Origin of the sequence: Micromonospora sp. NPDC005710 (assembly GCF_040630995.1) — a bacterium.
Classification (GTDB): Bacteria; Actinomycetota; Actinomycetes; order Mycobacteriales; family Micromonosporaceae; genus Micromonospora.
In genome coordinates, this window is the sequence record NZ_JBEXYP010000023.1 from 88,031 (window position 1) to 102,829 (window position 14,799).

The window sequence follows — 14,799 nt, forward strand, 5'->3', positions numbered from 1 at the left end:
CAGCCCGCCCGAGGCCGGCTGGCGCAGCGGGCCGAGGCGAGGCCGGCCGCCTGGCGCAACGGGCCGGCTAGCGCAGCGGGCCGAAGACCACGGTGGCGATCAGGGCGCCGAGCGCGCCTCCGGCCACCACCTGCGCCACCGTGTGGTCCCTCAGCCGGACCCGGGACCAGCCGACCACCGCCAGCAGCGGGGCGGCGACGACCAGCCAGGTCCCGAAGGTCAGCATCAGGATGACGAGCGTGCCGGCGGCCACCGCCGAGTGGATCGACATCTTCCACCAGTGGCTCACCGACACCGCGACGACGAGGCCGACGAGGCCGGCCAGCGCCAGCGCCAACACCGGGCGGGGCGCGCCGACCACCGCCAGCAGGGCGAGCCCTGCCGCTACCGAACCGAGGCCGACGAGCAGCGGAGCCCGGCGCTGCTCGCGGCGGCCGACGTGGTGGTCGGTCAGCCGGCCACGCCGTACTCCGCCGACGATGTAGGCGAACGGGATGCCGGTGACGAAGAGAGTGGCGAGCAGACCCCAGACGAGGCCCTGACCCGGGCGGCTCGCGCTGTGCCAGCTCACCGTGAGGATCAGCAGCGACACGAGCACCGCCGGTGCCGTGACCTCGGTGACCAGCCGGGCGATCCGCAGCCCGGGGCCGGGCCGGGTGGTGACCGGGCGGGGTTCCGCACCGCCGCCCACGTCACCCCCTCCGGTACGCGTCTACCGCCGAACACCGCCGACGCCGGACGGGCCGCGCCTGATCGTCACCGTACCGCCGGTGACACCGCCGGGTACGTCGGTCCGGCCAGCGGCGACGGGCCGACGGCCGACGGCGACGGGATCGCCGGGCTGGGCCGGCGGGTCGGCTCCCCGGGCGGCGTACGGGTGGGGAACGGGACGGTCCGGGTGCTGGTCGGCACGGCGGTCGCTGTCGTGTCGCCGGTCGGTGTGGGGCCCGGGACGCTCTGAGTGCTGGTCGGCACGGCGGTCGCTGTCGTGTCGCCGGTCGGTGTGGGTGTCGGTGCCAGCGTCGGGTCCAGTGTGGGTGTCGGGTCCATCGTCGGGGTCGGCTCCGGGTCGGCCGAGCCGGTGGGCTCCGGGTCGGTGGGCTCCGGGTCCGGCGGATCGGTGGGATCGGTCGGATCGGTCGGCTCCGGGTCCGGGGGGTCGGTCGGGTCCGGGTCGTTCGGCGGGGGCGCGACGGGCGGCGAACTGCTCCGGGTGGGTTTCGGTGCCACCGGTGGGGCGGTCGTCCGCAGGGCCGGCCCGGGATCGGCCGCGACGGGCCCCTCCTGCGGACGCCGGGGGGCGGCGGGCAGCCAGCCACTGGTCGGGCCGACGCTCGGTGTGCCGAGCGGTGACAGCGGCGGTTGGCTGGTCATCGGCAGCGGGATCACCACCGGCCCGACGGACGGGGTCGGCAGGAACGGGGTGCTGCTGTCCGGCAGGGCGGTGCTGCCCGGGGTGGCCGAGCCGGCGCTGATCGCGGCGAGGATGGGCATCGACGCGGTGCCGGCCAGCAGCGCGACGGTGAGCAGGTAACCCCGGGTGGGGCCACCGGCGCCGGGGGCACGATGAACGCCCACCATCCGGCGATAGCCGCCCGCCGACCGGTGCCGACCAAGCCCTGGTGTGCCGGGACCGTCACCTGGCTCGTACACCGCACACACCCCTTGCCGTCGACCGCCGAATGACATGAATGGACACCGCCCGACGGCAGAAAGCCGACAATTAACCCGATAGGCGCGATCCTGCGGGAACCAGCCTGGCGTAGTCACAGTGGGTCAGCCAACCTCCACTGCGTGTCGACACGCTGTGCTGTCCGAACGGTGACGAATCGTGCCGCATCGCATGGGAAACGCAGGCCGGCATGATGGCGACAAACAGCGGCAAAGCATGGGCGGTCGACGTGCTGGGGCAGGCGTACTGTGGGCGCGCTCACCTGCTCTGCGAATATGGACCACGACGGCAACGCAGCCGTGACCTCCGCGCACCCTCGCGGCAGGCGCGGTTGAGCGCCGGCGCTCCCGATCCGGGCTCGGCCAGAACCCGGATCACGCCGTGCGGCAACCCCCACCGGGGCTAGGCGCGGCCGCCAGGAACCGGTCCGGCAGCAGCCGGGCAGGCGCACGAGTTGCGCGGCCGGGTGACCCCCCGGTGCCGACGCAGACACGACAGGGAGACACCGATGGCAAAGGGCGACCCCGGGGGCACCACCCGCAGCAGGCGGGCTGCACCCCGCTCCAAGAAGGGCGCGGCCGGCGACCCCGCGCTGGTGCAGCTGCTCACTCCCGAAGGCGAGCGGATCGACAGCGCCATCGGGCCGGACGGCACCGAGTACCGCGTCGACTTCACCGACGAGGAATACCGCGGCCTCTACCGCGACCTGGTGCTGGTCCGGAAGTTGGACGCCGAGGCGACAGCACTCCAGCGCCAGGGCGAGCTGGGCCTCTGGGCCAGCCTGCTCGGCCAGGAAGCCGCCCAGGTTGGCTCCGGTCGCGCGCTGCGTACCCAGGACATGGCCTTCCCGACCTATCGGGAGCACGGCGTCCTCTACTGCCGGGGCATCGACCCGATCATGCCGCTCGGCCTGTTCCGCGGTGTCGACCAGGGCGGCTGGGACCCGAACGAGTTCAAGTTCAACATGTACACGATCGTCATCGGCGCGCAGACCCTGCACGCAACCGGCTACGCGATGGGGATCACCATCGACGGCAAGACCGGCACCGACGACGGTGAGGCCGCGATCGCCTACTTCGGCGACGGCGCCACCAGCCAGGGTGACGTGAACGAGGCTTTCGTCTGGGCCAGCGTGTTCAACGCCCCGCTTGTCTTCTTCTGCCAGAACAACCAGTACGCGATCTCCGAGCCGCTGGAGCGGCAGACCCGCGTCCCGCTCTACCAGCGGGCCGCCGGCTTCGGCTTCCCCGGCGTACGGGTCGACGGCAACGACGTGCTCGCCACGTACGCGGTCACCCGCACCGCGCTGGACAACGCCCGTCTGGGGCAGGGTCCGAGCCTGATCGAGGCGTACACCTACCGGATGGGCGCGCACACCACCTCCGACGACCCGACCCGCTACCGGATCGCCAGCGAGGTCGAGGCGTGGCAGGCCAAGGACCCGATCGCCCGGGTCAAGGCGTTTCTGGAGAAGCAGCAGATCGCCGACGCGGGCTTCTTCGCCGAGGTCGACGAGCAGGCCCGCCGCGAGTCGGTGCACCTGCGTGAGCGGGTGCTCGAGATGCCCGACCCGGAGCCGGTGACGATGTTCGACAACGTCTACCCCAACGGGTCTCCGCTGCTCGACGAGCAGCGTGCGACGTTCAGCCGCTACATGGAGTCGTTCGAGGGGAGCGCCCACTGATGGCCACGGAGACGCTCACCATCGGCAAGGCCCTCAACACCGGTCTGCGCCGCGCCCTGGAGAACGACAGCAAGGTCGTCATCATGGGCGAGGACGTCGGCAAGCTCGGCGGCGTCTTCCGGATCACCGACGGTCTCCAGAAGGACTTCGGCGACCAGCGGGTGATCGACACCCCGTTGGCCGAGTCCGGGATCATCGGCACCGCTGTCGGTCTGGCCATCCGTGGCTACCGACCGGTCTGCGAGATCCAGTTCGACGGCTTCGTCTACCCCGCGTACGACCAGATCGTGTCGCAGGTGGCGAAGATGCACTACCGCTCGGGCGGCAAGCTCACCATCCCCATGGTGATCCGGATCCCGTTCGGCGGCGGCATCGGCGCGGTCGAGCACCACTCCGAGTCGCCGGAGGCGTACTTCGCGCACACCGCCGGCCTGAAGGTGGTGACCTGCTCCAACCCGCAGGACGCGTACGTGATGATCCAGCAGGCCATCACCTCGGACGACCCGATCGTGTTCCTGGAGCCCAAGCGGCGCTACTGGGAGAAGGGCCAGGTGGACCTGGACGCGCCGCTGTCCGACGCGTACCCCCTGCACTCGGCCCGGGTGGTGCGGCCCGGCACCGACGTCACCGTGCTGGCCTACGGCCCGATGGTGCGGACCTGCCTGGAGGCGGCGACCGCCGCCGCCGAGGACGGCCGGGAGTTGGAGGTCATCGACCTGCGTTCGCTCTCGCCGCTGGACCTGAGCGCGGCGTACGAGTCGGTGAAGCGCACCGGCCGCGTGGTCGTGGTGCACGAGGCGCCGTCGAACATCGGCCTCGGCGCCGAGTTGGCCGCCCGGATCACCGAGGAGTGCTTCTACTCCCTGGAGTCGCCAGTGCTGCGGGTGACCGGCTTCGACACCCCCTACCCGGCCTCCCGGGTGGAGGAGGAGTACCTGCCCGACCTCGATCGGGTGCTCGACGCTGTCGACCGCACCTTCGGCTGGTGAGTGAGATGTCCCGGATCAAGACGTTCAACCTGCCCGACCTGGGCGAGGGCCTGACCGAGGGCGAGATCCTGGCCTGGCTGGTCAAGGTCGGCGACACCATTGAGCTGAACCAGCCGATCGTCGAGGTGGAGACGGCGAAGGCAGCCGTGGAGATCCCGGCGAAGTGGGCCGGCCAGGTGCAGGCGATCCACCACCCGGAGGGCACCACCGTCGAGGTCGGTACGCCGATCATCGCGATCGACACCGACCCGGGCGCCGGGCCGCTGGAGGCGCTGTCGACCACTGCCACGCCCAGCAGTGATCTGCCCACCCCGTCGGCGGCCTCGCTGGCGGCGGTGGAGGTGGCACCGGCCGAGGGCATGATCGAGCCCGGCCTGATCGGCGGTGCGGCCCCGGGTGGGCGGACGGCGGTGCTTGTCGGCTACGGCCCGCGGACCACCGCGGCGAAGCGTCGCCCACGCAAGAGCGGCGTTCCGGCGCAGGCTCCCGCTGGGGTCGATCATGGAGTTGTGGTGGTTGACAAACCAGCCACGACCTCCACGATTCCGGCAGCACAAGTCCATGATCGACGGGGTGGGGCGGTTCTCGCCAAGCCTCCGGTGCGCAAGCTTGCCAAGGATCTCGGGGTCGACCTCGGCGCGTTGACCGGGTCGGGGCCACTGGGCTCGATCACTCGGGAGGACGTGCAGCAGGCGGCGAACGGTGCGAGCGTGGTGGTTGCCGAGCCGACCGCACCCAGCTTCGGCGCGGACCGGGAGCAGCGCATCCCGGTCAAGGGCGTCCGCAAGCTCACCGCCGAGAACATGTCCCGCTCGGCGTTCACCGCCCCGCACGTGACGGAGTTCCTGACCGTCGACGTGACCCGGGCGATGAAGGCCCTGGACCGGCTGCGCGGTCGGCGCGAGTGGCGCGACGTACGGGTCTCGCCGCTGCTGCTGGTGGCGAAGGCGGTGCTGCTGGCCGTGCAACGGCACCCGATGGTCAACTCGACCTGGGCGGGCGACGAGATCGTGGTCAAGGAGTACGTCAACCTCGGCATCGCGGCAGCCACCGAACGCGGCCTGATCGTGCCCAACGTCAAGGACGCCGGCCGACTCTCGCTGCGGGAGTTGGCGGACGCGCTGACCGACCTGGTGCAGACGGCGAAGTCCGGCCGCACCTCTCCGGCGGCGATGTCCGGCGGCACCCTGACCATCACCAACGTCGGCGTGTTCGGGGTGGACACCGGCACACCGATCCTGCCGCCGGGTGAGTCGGCGATCCTGGCCTTCGGCGCGGTGCGGGAGATGCCCTGGGTGCACAAGGGCAAGGTCAAGGTTCGCCAGGTCACGACGTTGGGGCTGAGCTTCGATCACCGGATCGTCGATGGTGAGTTGGGCTCGAAGTTCCTGCGGGACATCGGTGACTTCCTCGCGGATCCGGAAGCGGCCCTGCTCGCCTGGACCTGATCGTTCGAGACGCCAGCCACGGCCGGTGTGCCACGGGTTAACTCCCGGCACACCGGCCGTGTCCGTTGGGCGACGGAACCGTCGGTCAGAGAGCCTGTTGACCTTTGATTGTTAGGCAAGTGTCCCAGCTCACCTAATAATCGATGGAATTTTGCCGCCTTGTGCTGTTGAATAGAGGCATCAGGGGCTGACAACCGAATAGCTAGGGGGACCCACCAATGAGCATGATCGAGCGAATCCGCAACCACCGCGACGCCACTCGCCGCGCCCGTGCCATCGAGCACGCGCTGCGCTCGGCGAACTCGCCGGCAGTTCGCGAGGAGATCCTCGTCATCGCCCAGCGTCACGTGAGCTGACGCTCCACGACTTTCCTCACCTCCTCCAGATCGATGGCCCACCCGGCCCACCGGGTGGGCCATCGGCGTTTCCCAGCCACCCACCACCGGGATTCCGCAGTGCCGCAGCGCCCGGTACGGTGGGCTTCGGTCGCCGCCCGCCGACCGGCAGAGGCCGAGCCAACAGAAGCTGCTCGACATCAACCGGCCACGGTGAGTGACGACCGGTGCTCCTTGGACGGGTCGTGCCACCACCCGATACCGTGCGGGGAGCCGGCACAGCGGTACGCCGGTGACGCCGGCAGCCACGCCGAGGAGACCGATCGGCACCGGCGAGCCGACATGTGATGGAGGAGGCGCACCCATGACGTCCGAGGGCCCGCACCGCCCCGGCCAGGAGCCGGACGAGGTGTCACAGGGCGCCGGCGGACCGGCGCCGTACGGCGACCGCCCGGCGCAGCCGGACAACGGCCAGAACGCCGCCGGCCCCGACCTGGGCTGGGCACCCCCGCCCCCGACACGGTCCCACCCGTCGACGCCGGCCTGGGCGACCCAGTCCGAGCAGCCGCAGGCGCCCGCCTGGGGTGCCGCCGCCGCACCACAGCCCAACGACCCGGCGCAGCCCGCCTGGGCCGCGGGCGGTGGCGCGAGCGAGCCGCCGCAGCAGCAGCCCGGCACCTGGCCCGGCAACGACGGCACGCCGGCTCCGGCGCAGCCCGACCCCTGGGCCGCCCAGCAGCAGGGCTGGACGCCCGGCGAGCCGAGCCAGCCCTCACCGACCTGGAGCTCGAACGCCCCCGCCGAGCAGCCGGACTGGGTGCAGGCCCAGCCGGCAGCGCGGGGCGCCGCGCAGGTTCCCCCGGCCACCGCCACCTGGCCAGCCCAGGAAGACCCGGCCAACAGTTGGGGCGGCGCGGCGCAGGCCAACCCTCCCGCCGCCGACTGGCGCGGGGCCGAGTCTCCGCAGTCCGACGCACCGCAGGCCGCCGGCTGGGCCGGCGGCGCACAGCAGGACCAGGCCGCCGGCAACGGCGGCTGGCCCGCCAATGGCGCCAACCAGGACGACCAGCCGGTGTGGACGCCCGCTGAGCAGTCGCCGCCGGCGTGGGGACAACCCGCCGACTCGACCGAGCAGCCCGCCCCCGGGTGGGGTCAGGCCACCCCGCCGAGCGCGGCCCGTGGCGCCGCCCAGGTCCCGGCCCCCACGACGAACTGGCCCGCGCAGGACGACCCGGCCCAGTCCGGCGGGTGGGCCGCGCAGCAGCAGGCGCAACCCGCAATGTGGAACGACGGCGGCGAGGCGCGGCAGGACCAGCCCGCGCAGCCGGCCGCATGGGGTGGCGCCGAAGGGCGTCCACAGCAGCCCGACTGGGTGCTCTCCCAACCGGAGCAGCAGACCGACCGCCCGGAACAGGCGGCGTGGACCCCCGCCGAGCCGAGCAACCTCCCCGCCCGGGCCAGTGCCAGCGTGCCCACCAGCGGTGGCGCGCCCAACTGGGCCGCCAGCCCGGACAATGCCGCGCAGGGCAACTCCGGCAGCGCGTCGGAGATCGAGCCGTGGGCGCCCGGCGAGGTGTGGGGTCGCGCCGAGGCCGAAGCTTCCGCCCAGTCCCGTGGGGGCTGGGAGGCGGACCGGGACGACGAGGCACCGGCCTACCAGCCCGCACCCGCACCCGGCATCTCTCCGGCGAACGCGGTGCCGCTGCCCCCGCAGGAGCAGCGCGTCCCGGGTGCCAGTCTGGCGGCCGCCCCGCCGGCCGACTACGCACCCCACGCAAAGTTCGCACCGATCCCCGAGCAGCCCGCATACGCCGAGCGGGAGACCCCGGACGCCGCCGCGCAGTACGGTGGCCGCTCCGAGGACGTCTCCACGAGCGGTGCCGTGGTGCCCGCCCCGCGTACCTCTCCGGAGTCCGGAGCGGGTCGCGCGGTCGTACCGGTGTCGGACGCCGAATCGGCAGCCGGCGCGGCGGCCCGGGCCACGGCGAGCGCTTCGGTGCCGCTGGCCAGCCGGGTGATGCCCCCTACCGACCAGGCGATCCGACCGGCCAGCACGGCCACCCCGCAACCCCGGGTGTACGGCCGCCCGGCCCGACCGGAGCCGGAGGCCGAGCCGGAGCCGGAGGCGTTCAAGGGCGACCCGGACGCCGACCGTCAGGGTGCTCCGGACTGGCAGAACGCGGGCCAGCGGCAGGCCGCACCGGACTGGCAGAACGAGGGCCAGCGGCAGATCGCTCCCGACTGGCAGAACGACGCGCAGCGGCAGGTCGGGCCCGGCTGGGGCGGCGAGTCTCCGGCCGATTCGCGCTTCGACGACCGGCAGCCCGCACCGAACGCGTTCAACGAGGCCCCGTCGGCGCCGCCGGCGTTCCCACCCGGAGTGCCGTCCTTCGTCGACGCCCCGAGCAACAACAGGCCGGTGAACGGCACCCGCCCGCACGCCGGTGCCGAGCCGCCCGCTGACCAGTTCGGCGGCCCCGGGTCCTCTGCCGCAGGTTCCGCCACCGTGAACGGGGCGGCGACCTTCGGAGCGCCGAACTTTGGCGGCCGGGGCTCCGGCGGGCCGGGCTTCGGCGAGCCGGTGCAGGGCGGTGGTTTCCCGCCGTCCTTCCCGCCGTCGTCGCACCCCACGCCGTCCTGGGGCCAGGACTCCGGCCCGACGGACCAGGGCCGGTTCGACGCGTACAAGCCGGACGCCGAGGAGCCCAAGGTGGAGGCGCCGCCGCCGAAGGTACGCAACGGCCGGGTGCTGGCCGCTGTGCTGATCGCGGCGGTGCTGATCCTGGCGGTGCCGCTCGGCCTGCTGCTGCTGCTGGGCAAGGTCGGCAATGACGACGCACCGTCCTTCAACCCGGCGGTCGGCACCTGTGTGAAGCAGTCCGGGCAGGGCGGCGCCTCGGCGGCGGACTGCGGCGAGGCGGGCGCGTTCACGATCGTCTCGAAGGTCGACGTCAAGGAGAAGTGCGCCGACACGACGCAGCCCCACGTGGTGCTGCCGGGTGACGGCACCAACCGGGTGCTCTGCCTGAAGCCGGCCACGAAGTAGCTCCACCGTCGGCGGGGTCACTGGCAACCGTGGCCCCGCCGACGTCGTACCGGGCTGGCTAGGGGTACCGCCTCGCCCCCTGATCGTTGGCACCTGCGCAACTCGACACGCCGAGCATCGCACTGCTGATCTGCCAACGATCGTCACGACGACCCCGAGCAAGGTCAACCAGGCTCCGCCTCGTGTCGTCCGGGTCACGGCGGCCGGAACGACGAAGCGTGGCAGTCTGACAGGCATGGGAACGACAGCGCGTGTACGTGCACCTGAACTGCGCGGCCGACAGTGGCTCAACACCGGCGGGCAGAATCTGACCTTGCAGGATCTTCGCGGCAAGATCGTCATCGCGGATTTCTGGACGTTCTGCTGCATCAACTGCCTGCACGTGCTCGATGAGCTGCGCCCGCTGGAGGACAAGTACGGCGACGTGCTCGTGGTGATCGGTGTCCACTCGCCGAAGTTCGAACACGAGAAGGACGCCGACGCGCTCGCCGCCGCCGTGGAGCGCTACGGGGTGCACCACCCCGTACTCGACGATCCTGAGCTGGACATGTGGCAGCAGTACGCGGCCCGCGCCTGGCCGACCCTGTCGGTGATCGACCCCGAGGGTTACGTGGTGGCGACGATGGCCGGCGAGGGGCACGCCGAGGGGCTGGCCCGGCTCATCGACGAGTTGGTCACCACCCACGAGGCCAAGGGCACCCTGCACCGGGGTGACGGCCCGTACGTCCCTCCGCCGCCGCCGGAGACCGCGCTGCGTTTCCCGGGTAAGGCGGTGCTGCTGCCCAACGGCAACCTGCTGGTCTCGGACTCGGCGCGGCACTCACTCGTCGAGGTCGACCCGGACGGTGAGACGCCGGTGCGTCGGATCGGCTCAGGTGAGCGGGGCCGGGCGGACGGGCTGGCCGCCACGGCGACGTTCTCCGAGCCGCAGGGGGTGTGCCTGCTGCCCACGCACGTGGCCGAGGTGGCCGGCTACGACCTGGTGGTGGCCGACACTGTCAACCACCTGCTACGCGGCGTACGGCTGGACTCCGGCGAGGTGGTCACCGTGGCCGGCAGCGGGCGGCAGTGGCGCGCGTCGGTCGACGACCACGCCCACGACGCGCTCGCCGTCGACCTCTCGTCCCCGTGGGACCTGGCCTGGTACGACGACAAGCTGATCGTCGCGATGGCCGGCATCCACCAGCTCTGGTGGTTCGACCCGATCAAGCGGACCGCCGGCATGTACGCCGGCACCACTGTGGAGGCGCTGCGCGACGGCCCACTGGCCGAGGCGTGGATGGCCCAACCGTCGGGACTTTCCACCTCCGCCGACGGCACCCGGCTCTGGGTGGCCGACAGCGAGACCAGTTCGGTCCGGTACGTCGAGAACGGGGTGATGGGCACCGCCGTCGGGCAGGGCCTGTTCGACTTCGGGCACGTGGACGGCCCGGCGGAGACGGCGCTGCTCCAACACCCGCTGGGTGTGTGCGCGCTGCCGGACGGCTCGGTGTTGATTGCGGACACCTACAACGGTGCGGTGCGCCGCTTCGACCCGGCCAGCAACCAGGTCTCCACTGTCGCCGACGGGTTGGCGGAGCCGAGCGACCTGGTGCTCACCCCGTCCGGCGAGGTGCTGGTGGTGGAGTCCGCCGCCCACCGGTTGACCCGGCTCGCACCCGGCGCCCTGTCTGCGGCGGGTGCCAGCACCGTGGACGGGCCCCGGCACCGCACCGAGCGCAAGCCGACGGACGTCGCGGCCGGCGAGGTCACCCTGGACATCGTCTTCACCCCGGCGCCGGGGCAGAAGCTGGATGAGACGTACGGGCCGTCGACCCGGTTGGTGGTCTCCGCGTCCCCGCCCGAGCTGCTGGTGGACGGCGCCGGCACGGGCACCGAACTGTCCCGCCGGCTGGTGCTCAACGGCGAGGTCACCGCGGGGGTGCTTCAGGTGACCGCCCAGGCGGCCACCTGCGACGCGGATGTCGAGCACGCGGCGTGCCACCTGACCCGACAGGACTGGGGCGTACCGGTCCGGGTGGTCGACGGCGCCGTGACCCGGCTTCCGCTGGTGCTTCGCGGCCTGGACGCGTGATCTGCTCGGAGGGGCCCGGCCAGGGCTCCTCCGATCAGGCGAACGGCGCCAGGGTGATGTTGGCGTCGATCAGGGTGGCGCGGACGAGTTCGGTGGCGGAGACCGCCCCCGGGGTGTCGCCGTGCAGACAGATCGAGTCGACCGAGCACGGGATGACGGTGCCGTCGACAGCTACCACGCTGCGTTCGGTGGCCATCCGCGCCGCCCGTTCGGCCACCTGCTCGGGGTCGGTGATCACCGCGCCGGGGGTGCCGCGCGGCACCAGCGCCCCGTTGGGCAGGTAGGCGCGGTCGGCGAAGGCCTCGGCCACCACCGGCAGACCCGCGCCGACGGCGAGTTGGGCGAGCGTCGAGCCGGGCAGGCAGAGCACGGGCAGCTCGGCGTCGTAACCGCTGACCGCGGCGACGATCGCCGCGGCCTGGGACTCGTCGATGCTGGCCGCGTGGTAGAGCGCCCCGTGCGGCTTCAGGTAGCGGACCCGGGTGCGGAACAGCCGGCAGAACGCGTCCAACGCCCCCAACTGGTAGGTCACCTCGTCGCGTAGTTCGGCGAAGTCGTACGCGATGTGCCGTCGCCCGAAGCCGGCCAGGTCGCGGTAGCCGACCTGCGCGCCCACTGCGACGCCGCGTCGCGCGGCGCCCTCGCAGACCCGCCGCATGGTGGACGGGTCGCCACCGTGAAAGCCGCAGGCGACGTTGGCGGAGGTGACAAGGCTCAGCAGCGCGTCGTCGTCGCCGAGCCGCCAGATGCCGAATCCTTCGCCCAGGTCAGCGTTGAGGTCCATGGAATCTGACGGTAGTACCTGGCCGGGCCTGCGCGAGCGGTGTCACGTCGGTGACCACCCCGATGACTGGGTATCCACCGGTGGTCGGATGGTCGGCGAGGAAGATCAGGGGCTGTCCGTCCGCCGGCACCTGCACCGCGCCGAGCACGATGCCCTCGCTGGGAAGTTCGCCGGCCACCGCGCGGGGCAGAGCCGCGCCGGCGAGCCGCGCGCCGACCCGGTTGCTCACCGGGCTGACGGTGTACGCGTTGCCGAAGAGCCTGTCGAACGCGAGCGGCGTGAACCAGTCCTCGCGAGGACCGGGGCCCACCGTCAGGTGCAGTTCGTCGGGCGGCGCGGGACACACGGTCAGGTCCACCGGTGCGGGAGCGTGAACAGTTTCGCCGAGCGGCAGCCGGTCGCCGTCGCGCAACGGAGCCGGGCCGAGCCCGGACAGGGTGTCGGTGGACCGGCTACCGAGCACCCGTGACACGTCGACGCCGCCCGCCACCGCCAGCCAACTCCGTACGCCCCGCCGGGCCGGACCGATCCGCAGCACCGTCCCTGCCGGCACACTGAGCGGACGCCCGACGTCACCGGGCCGCTGGCCTACCCGCACCGCAACCTCGGCACCGGTGACCGCCACCGTGGTGGCGCGCGTCAGCCGCAGCGTGCAACCGGTCAGGGTGATCTCCAGGCCGGCCGCCTGCTCCGGATTGCCGACCAGTCGGTTCGCCAGTCGCAGGGCGGCCGGGTCGAGGGCACCGGACCGGGGTACGCCCAGGTGCGCCCAACCGGGCCGGCCCAGGTCCTGCACTGTGGTGAGCGCTCCGGCGCGCAGCACCTCGATGGTCGCCGGTTGGGTCACGCCGCCACCATCCGAACCGTGCTGCCCGGCCCGAGCCGGGCCGGCGGGTCGGCGGCCACGTCGAACAGCACCAGATCGGTCCGACCGACCAACTGCCAGCCGCCCGGCGACGCGCCCGGATAGATCCCGGCATACGGACCGGCCAGCGCTACCGAACCGGCTGGCACCCGGGGACGGGGTGTGGCCAGCCGGGGCAACGCCAACTCGGCGGGCAACCCGGTCAGGTAGGGGAACCCCGGGGCGAAGCCGCAGAAGGCGACCCGGAACCGGGTGCTTGTCATCCGGTCGAGCACTGCCGCCACGTCCACACCCCAGTGCTCCGCCACCGCCGGCAGGTCCGGCCCGTCGAAGATCACCGGCACGACCACGTCCGCCCCGTCGTCAGCTTGGCTTTGGGCTTGAGCTCTGGTCTTCGTTCTGGCTCTGGCTGGCGGTTCGTCGTTGATGTTGGTGCCGTCGTTGATGTTGGCGCCAGCGGCGATGTCGGCGTCGGCGTCGATGAGGCGGGTGATGGCGGCGGTGACGGCGGACGCCCACCGGTTCAGCTGTTGGGCGGTGGTGGACGGGTCGGGCAGGCCGTCGAGCAGCACGGTCCTGGCCGCCGGCACGATCTCGACGGCGACCAGGTCGCCCAGCTCGCGACGCCGCCACAGCTCGGCCCGCCACGCTTCGACCAGCTCGGCCTCGGGGGTGTCGGCAGCCGCCTCGTGAGCATCGGCGGGGGCCGTGCAGTCGAGGAGCAGGGCGTGCGCCCCGACGGGTCGGATCCGCATCCGCTCATCCTCGCCGATGCCGTCGCGATCCGGTGTTCACGACGACGGTGCCAGGTGTCACCAACACCACTACTTACAAGTAACCTACGGTGCCGTAACCTGACTGGGTGACTACCTCCGCCCCGCTTCGCCTGAAGCCGGTCGACATCGGTAAGCCCCGGATGCGCGGCTGGCTGCACACGTACGCCTTCTTCGTCGCCCTGGTCTGCGGCATCGTGCTCTGCTCGATCGCTGCCACCCGACCGGGGTGGGCGCCCCTGGTGAGCTGCCTCATCTACAGCCTGACGGTCTGCGGGCTCTTCGGCACGAGCGCCCTGTACCACCGTCGGGTGTGGTCAGAGCGCGGCTACCAGGTGATGCGCCGCATGGACCATTCGATGATCTTCGTGTTCATCGCCGGCACGTACACACCGCTCTGCGTGATGCTGCTCGCGCCCCGGCCGGCCACAGTGATGCTGGCCCTGGTGTGGGGCGGCGCGCTGGCCGGCGTGGCGGTCAAGGTGGTCTGGCCGCACGCGCCGCGCTGGGTGTCCGCCCCGCTCTACCTGGCGCTGGGCTGGGTGGCGGTGGCCATGCTGCCGGAGATCCTGCACGGAGGCGGTGTCGCGGCGCTGGTGCTCCTGATCGTCGGCGGCGCGATCTACAGCATCGGTGCGGTCTTCTACGCGTTGCGCCGGCCCAATCCGTGGCCGACGGTCTTCGGCCACCACGAGTTCTTCCACGCCTGCACGCTGCTGGCGGCGCTCTGCCATCACATCGCGATCTACTTCGCGCTGTTTGCCTGACCCGGCTAGCCAGAGCGGAACCCAGCGCGAACGCCCCCCAGTTCACCCCGCCCGACGAGGGCACCCGACAAGGCCACCTCAACAAGGGCACCTGGCGAGGCCCGATCTTGGCGTCAGCCCGTCATGATCGTGCTAAATCCAAGATGTACTGGCCTCGATCTCCCTCTTTCCTGGATCGAGCACGATCCTCCGTCGGCTGGAACGCCCAGGCATAGAGCCCTCGACCCGGACCAGCGCAAGTTCGGTGAAACTGCTGCCTCAGCGTGCCCTGAGGCAGCCGCTACCTTCCCGACAACATCTTCGTCGAATACAGCCGCGAGTTTATTCAGGACGATCAGCGATACCTCGGCGTAGCGCTTATA

At 72.0% G+C, this 14,799-nt stretch carries 12 protein-coding genes; 7 read left to right on the top strand and 5 right to left on the bottom strand.

What is annotated here, in order from left to right; genetic code table 11:
- Positions 1 to 67: 67 nt before the first annotated feature.
- Both ABZ406_RS25925 and ABZ406_RS25930 read right to left on the bottom strand, forming a co-directional pair.
- Positions 68 to 691, bottom strand: coding sequence for a phosphatase PAP2 family protein (locus ABZ406_RS25925; protein WP_357766631.1), 624 nt, complete (start codon positions 689 to 691; stop codon positions 68 to 70).
- A gap of 65 nt (positions 692 to 756) precedes the next feature.
- Positions 757 to 1,653 carry a hypothetical protein gene (locus ABZ406_RS25930; protein ID WP_357766634.1) on the bottom strand — a complete coding sequence of 299 codons (897 nt, stop codon included), beginning with the start codon at positions 1,651 to 1,653 and terminating at the stop codon, positions 757 to 759.
- Between the two features lie 527 nt (positions 1,654 to 2,180).
- Between ABZ406_RS25930 and pdhA the strand changes: the two genes are divergently transcribed.
- The 6 genes from pdhA to ABZ406_RS25960 all read left to right on the top strand — a co-directional run bounded on the left by pdhA (position 2,181) and on the right by ABZ406_RS25960 (position 11,248).
- Positions 2,181 to 3,356 carry a pyruvate dehydrogenase (acetyl-transferring) E1 component subunit alpha gene (gene pdhA, locus ABZ406_RS25935; protein ID WP_357766637.1) on the top strand — a complete coding sequence of 392 codons (1,176 nt, stop codon included), beginning with the start codon at positions 2,181 to 2,183 and terminating at the stop codon, positions 3,354 to 3,356.
- Positions 3,356 to 4,345 carry an alpha-ketoacid dehydrogenase subunit beta gene (locus ABZ406_RS25940; RefSeq protein ID WP_357766640.1) on the top strand — a complete coding sequence of 330 codons (990 nt, stop codon included), beginning with the start codon at positions 3,356 to 3,358 and terminating at the stop codon, positions 4,343 to 4,345. The genes pdhA and ABZ406_RS25940 overlap by 1 nt, the downstream gene beginning before the upstream one ends.
- A complete protein-coding gene (locus tag ABZ406_RS25945; protein WP_357766642.1) occupies positions 4,342 to 5,793 on the top strand; it encodes a dihydrolipoamide acetyltransferase family protein in 1,452 nt (483 codons plus the stop codon). The genes ABZ406_RS25940 and ABZ406_RS25945 overlap by 4 nt, the downstream gene beginning before the upstream one ends.
- Positions 5,794 to 6,011: 218 nt before the next feature.
- Positions 6,012 to 6,149 carry a hypothetical protein gene (locus ABZ406_RS25950; protein ID WP_167493808.1) on the top strand — a complete coding sequence of 46 codons (138 nt, stop codon included), beginning with the start codon at positions 6,012 to 6,014 and terminating at the stop codon, positions 6,147 to 6,149.
- Positions 6,150 to 6,492: 343 nt separating this feature from the next.
- Complete coding sequence (locus tag ABZ406_RS25955; protein ID WP_357766645.1) at positions 6,493 to 9,174, top strand: hypothetical protein; 2,682 nt, start codon at positions 6,493 to 6,495, stop codon at positions 9,172 to 9,174.
- Positions 9,175 to 9,409: 235 nt separating this feature from the next.
- Positions 9,410 to 11,248, top strand: a complete 1,839-nt coding sequence (locus ABZ406_RS25960) for an NHL domain-containing thioredoxin family protein (RefSeq protein ID WP_357766648.1) — start codon at positions 9,410 to 9,412, stop codon at positions 11,246 to 11,248.
- Between the two features lie 34 nt (positions 11,249 to 11,282).
- Here the strand turns inward: ABZ406_RS25960 and ABZ406_RS25965 are convergent, their stop codons facing one another.
- Genes ABZ406_RS25965 through ABZ406_RS25975 form a run of 3 tightly spaced genes read right to left on the bottom strand, consistent with a single transcriptional unit; the run spans position 11,283 to position 13,652 of the window.
- On the bottom strand, positions 11,283 to 12,032 hold the full coding sequence (locus tag ABZ406_RS25965) for a 5-oxoprolinase subunit PxpA (protein WP_357766650.1): 750 nt from the start codon (positions 12,030 to 12,032) through the stop codon (positions 11,283 to 11,285).
- Positions 12,016 to 12,879 (bottom strand): biotin-dependent carboxyltransferase family protein, encoded by an 864-nt coding sequence (locus ABZ406_RS25970; RefSeq protein ID WP_357766653.1) that lies wholly within the window; start codon positions 12,877 to 12,879, stop codon positions 12,016 to 12,018. Before ABZ406_RS25970 ends, ABZ406_RS25965 begins: the two co-directional genes overlap by 17 nt.
- Positions 12,876 to 13,652 (bottom strand): allophanate hydrolase subunit 1, encoded by a 777-nt coding sequence (locus tag ABZ406_RS25975; protein WP_357766656.1) that lies wholly within the window; start codon positions 13,650 to 13,652, stop codon positions 12,876 to 12,878. Before ABZ406_RS25975 ends, ABZ406_RS25970 begins: the two co-directional genes overlap by 4 nt.
- A gap of 107 nt (positions 13,653 to 13,759) precedes the next feature.
- Between ABZ406_RS25975 and ABZ406_RS25980 the strand changes: the two genes are divergently transcribed.
- Positions 13,760 to 14,437 (top strand): hemolysin III family protein, encoded by a 678-nt coding sequence (locus ABZ406_RS25980; protein WP_357766660.1) that lies wholly within the window; start codon positions 13,760 to 13,762, stop codon positions 14,435 to 14,437.
- Positions 14,438 to 14,799 lie beyond the last annotated feature (362 nt).